At 63.0% G+C, this 4,505-nt stretch carries 5 protein-coding genes; all 5 read left to right on the forward strand.

The features are described 5' to 3' along the window. On the forward strand, positions 1–1,203 hold a 1,203-nt coding region (locus tag B3V69_RS01730; RefSeq protein WP_296443206.1), incomplete at its 5' end, for a heavy metal translocating P-type ATPase. A 254-nt stretch (positions 1,204–1,457) separates the two neighbouring features. Then, the gene (locus tag B3V69_RS01735; RefSeq protein ID WP_296443208.1) at positions 1,458–1,862 is read left to right on the forward strand and encodes a hypothetical protein; all 405 of its coding nucleotides are present in this window, start codon (positions 1,458–1,460) and stop codon (positions 1,860–1,862) included. A 125-nt stretch (positions 1,863–1,987) separates the two neighbouring features. Continuing rightward, the gene (locus B3V69_RS01740; protein WP_296443210.1) at positions 1,988–2,893 is read left to right on the forward strand and encodes a YihY/virulence factor BrkB family protein; all 906 of its coding nucleotides are present in this window, start codon (positions 1,988–1,990) and stop codon (positions 2,891–2,893) included. 122 nt (positions 2,894–3,015) lie between these two features. Next, entirely contained in the window at positions 3,016–3,441 is a 426-nt protein-coding gene (locus tag B3V69_RS01745; RefSeq protein WP_296443212.1) for a DUF1810 domain-containing protein, read from the forward strand. A gap of 109 nt (positions 3,442–3,550) precedes the next feature. Next, positions 3,551–4,505 (forward strand): metallophosphoesterase (locus B3V69_RS01750; RefSeq protein ID WP_296443214.1); only part of this gene is annotated, 955 nt, incomplete at its 3' end.

Genomic DNA, 4,505 nt, shown 5'->3' on the forward strand with positions numbered 1-4,505 from the left:
AGCGCGGTGTTTGTGCCGGTGGTGCTGGGGCTGGCGCTGATCACCCTGCTGGGCTGGTGGCTGACCGGTCACCCGTTTGAAGTCGCCGTGATCTATGCCGTGGCGGTGCTGGTGATTGCCTGCCCCTGCGCACTCGGGCTGGCGACGCCGGCGGCCATCATGGCCGGCACCGGCGTCGCCGCGACCTATGGCATTCTGATCAAGGACGCCCAGGCGCTGGAGCTGGCGCACAAGGTCGATATCGTCGCCTTTGACAAGACCGGCACGCTGACCGTGGGCCGCCCCAAATTGACGGCCTTGCTGCCGACCGCCGACATGGCTGCGGACGATGTGTTGCGCGTGGCGGCCAGCCTGCAAAGTGGCAGCGAGCACCCGCTGGCGCGCGCCGTCGTCAGCCGTGCGCAGGAGCAGGGTTTGAGTTTCGACGCCCCCGACAACGTGCGCGCCGTGCCCGGTCGCGGCACCGAGGGCGAGGTCGGTGTGCGCAGCTTTTTGATCGGCAGCTTGCGCTGGATGGATGAACTCCACATCGACCTCGGCGCCATGACCGCCCAAGCCACCGCGCTGCAGGCCGAAGGCGCCACCGTGTCCGCCATGGCCGAGCGCACCACGCAAGGCCTGACGCTGCGCGCCCTGCTGGCCTTTGGCGACGAGCCCAAACCCGGCGCCAAGGAAGCGCTGGCCGCGCTGCGCGCGCGCGGCATCAAGACCATCATGATCTCCGGCGACAACCGGGGTGCGGCCGAGGCCATGGCGCGCCGCCTGGGTCTGCGCCCGGAACAGGGCGAAGTGATGGCCGAGGTGCTGCCCGGCGACAAGGCCACCAGGGTGATGGCGCTGAAGGAAGGCGGCCACACGGTGGCGATGGTCGGCGACGGCGTCAACGATGCGCCGGCACTGGCGGCGGCCGATGTCGGCATGGCGATGGGCAACGGCACCGATGTCGCCATGCACGCCGCCGGCATCACGCTGATGCGCGGCGACCCGCTGCTGGTGGCGGCCGCGCTCGACATCTCGGACCGCACGGTCGCCAAGATCCGGCAGAACCTGTTCTGGGCTTTTGCCTACAACGTGGCCGGGATACCGCTGGCCGCGCTGGGCTTTTTGAACCCGGTGGTGGCCGGAGCGGCGATGGCGATGAGCTCGGTCAGCGTGATGAGCAATGCGCTGTTGCTGAAGCGCTGGAGGCCGCGGAAGTCGTAAGAAAAATATGGCTCTAGCCCTCGCAGAATAAGCGCAATACGCTATCAAATTCGTAGTAGATGTTCAGTTGATTTTGGGATACGGTCTTTGCGGCAACCGCGCCAGCCGCTGTGAGCCGGTTCCAGGCGCTTCGTCACCCTCATTGATTTTTCTCAGGTGGCGGATTCGGTTTGGCACTATGCTTTACATGAGCCTTTGGCCCGGCGCGCTTCGGCTTGGGGCAGCACTCTCTCTCAACCACCCGTGAGGCGATCATGTTTCCATGGCTTTGGATCTGGAATCCGCAAGTTCATTTTCCCTGGAGCGGTAGCGTCGCCCAGCGGATCGAACCCAACACCAATTGGTTTTTTGACGCCATCCGTCCAGCGGCGGGCGACGGTGATATCGAGCGCAAAGCGTTTGAGCTTGCTTCGTATGGCAAGCAACTCGGCCTCGTCACCGAAGTCCTGCTGGGTCTGATCCAGCAGGACGCGGTCACCCCTGATCAGTCGGCGCGGGCACTCGAACGGTTGAAGGACATTCACCACCAAATTGAGACCATCAAGGCCGAAGACAGCGACGCGCTGGTCAAGTCAATTTCCGAGCAACTTGAGCGCCTTCGCGTGCGCCAACCGCTGGCGTTCCAACAGCTCGCCAATACCCTTGCGCGCACCTTGTGATCGGAGCCGATCAGGCCGTTGCGTCTCGTCAGCATCGACTGACAACACGGCGGGTCGCCGTCTGATTGACACATGAAGCGCCGGGGTGGACCATGAACCGCGTAACAGGAGTGAGGAGTGCACCGATGCAACGCTTTGGGCGCCATGCCGCGCAAATTCTCAGGCATCCCGCGGCATTCACGGTCCGAACGCTGCAGGGATTCCAGGCCAACCAGGGCCTGCTGCTGGCCGGGGCCGTCGCCTACTACGCCTTGCTGTCGATTGTGCCGATGCTCATTCTCACGGTGATTGCCCTCTCGCACTTTGTCGATCAGGGGGCGCTGCTGCAGACCGTGGGCCGCTACCTCGAATGGCTGGTGCCGGGGCAGTCCGGCGTGATTGTGGCGGAGCTGGCGAACTTCCTGGCGCACCGCGCTGTTCTGGGTTGGGTCTTGCTGGCCAGCATGCTGTTCTTCAGTTCGCTCGGCTTCACAGTGCTGGAGAACGCGATGTCGGTGATCTTTCATCACCGGGTGGCGATACGCCGGCGCCACTTTCTGATCTCGGCCGTGATCCCTTATGGCTATATCCTGTCGCTCGGGCTCGGGCTGTTGCTGGTGACGCTGGTGGCGGGTAGCCTGCAGGCGATGGGCCAGCAGCAGGTGGCGTTTTTGTGGCGCAGCTGGTCACTCGATGGCCTGTCTGGCATGCTGCTGTATCTGCTCGGCGTGGCCGGTGAGATCTTTGTGCTCACGTCGGTGTACCTGGTGATGCCGGTCGGCCGGCCTTCTTTGCACCACGCCCTGCTGGGTGCGGTCGCAGCCGCTTTGCTGTGGGAGATTTCCCGCCATGTCCTGGTGTGGTATTTCTCCACGCTGTCCCAAATCGGCACCGTTTACGGCTCGCTGACCACGGCCATCGCGGTTCTGCTGAGTCTTGAGCTGGCGGCGACGCTGCTGTTGCTGGGGGCGCAGGTGATCTCCGAATACGAGCGCTTCGCGCATGAGGCGCTTGACGCCCCAGCGCAGCCCTTCACGACCGACGCCCTGTGAATTGACCGGCTTGCCATTGCGCCGACGGTAGGTTTATTTCATGTTGCTTGATTGGACAAGCTGACGTGCCGATCCAAAAGCCTCAACATACACGCATTACGTGCTTATTGATGGACGGAACAATGAATTTAGCAACACAAGGTCTGCAGCGATTTGTGGAGGCACAAGACCGCGTCTATGAATCGGTGTGCAACGAACTGGCACTCGGAGAAAAAACCAGCCACTGGATGTGGTTCATCTTCCCGCAGCTCAAGGGCTTGGGCCGCAGCCCCATCGCCAAACACTTTGGCATCGCGTCGGCGGCCGAGGCGCTGGACTTCTGGCAGCATCCGGTGCTGGGTCAGCGTCTGAAGGAGTGCACGCAACTCGTGCTGGCACAGCCGCATACGACGGCGCATGACATCTTTGGCTCGCCCGATGACCTTAAATTCAAATCGTGCATGACGCTGTTCGCTCAGGTCGCCCCGGACGAGCCGATGTTCAAACAAGCGCTGACTCGTTTTTTCGGGGGCATGGTTGACGAGAGCACGCTCAGACTGCTGTCGTAAATTTGTCCAGCTGGCGGGATTCGTTCACAAGCCTTGAACCTGCGCCCATGCACACCATCTAAAGACATTATTGTTTTGACGCAAGGGCCTTGGCCTCGCGCTTATTTTGATGGCCCTGGCTCCTGTCTTGCTGATTTCTCTTCTCTTGCATGCCTTCGTCGGTTGGCGTGTGGCGCCGGATCTGTCCCAGATTGCCGCACCGCTAGGTGTGGCGCTGTGGCTGGGTTTGCTGCTCTGCGCCTTGCTGGTGCCGATGGGCATGCTGGCGCGGCGCGTGGCCAAGCCACCGCTCTCCGAGGTCCTGACCTGGCTCGGCTTGCTCTGCATGGGTTTGTTTTCGTCCTTGTTCGTATTGACGCTGCTGCGCGAGATCACCTTGTGGGTCGGCTACGGGATGAACTGGCTGTGGCCTTCGGCCCTTGCGCTGCAAGCTTGGCGAACCCATAGCGCCGGGGCGCTGCCCTTGCTGGGCCTGCTGGTCACGGCGTGGGGCTTCTGGAACGCACGACGCACCGCCGCCGTGGTGCGGGTCGATGTGCCCATTGCCAACTTGCCTGACGCCTTGCACGGCTTCACGGTAGCCCAAATCAGCGACATTCACGTCGGCCCCACCATCAAGCGCCGCTATCTGCAGCGCATCGTGGCACAGGTCAACCGCCTGGGCGCCGACCTGGTGGCCATCACGGGCGATCTGGTGGATGGCAGCGTGCATGAACTACGCGACCAGGTGACACCGCTGACCGAGCTGACTTCCACCCACGGCACGTTTTTTGTCACCGGCAACCATGAGTATTACTCCGGCGCCCATGACTGGATTGACGCCCTGCGGGGTCTGGGCGTGCGGGTGTTGATGAACGAGCATGTGCTCATCCATCACAGCACCGACAGCCAGGATCCGGAGCCCGCCATGGTGCTGGTGGCTGGCGTGACCGACTTCAGTGCCCATCACTTCGACGAAAGCCACCGCAGCGACCCGCAGCGGGCCATCGCCGAGGCGCCGCCAAACGCCGTGTTCAAACTGCTGCTGGCGCACCAGCCACGCAGCGCCGCCGCTGCCGCGCTGG

Source organism: Rhodoferax sp. UBA5149 (genome assembly GCF_002413825.1).
GTDB lineage: Bacteria > Pseudomonadota > Gammaproteobacteria > Burkholderiales > Burkholderiaceae_C > Rhodoferax.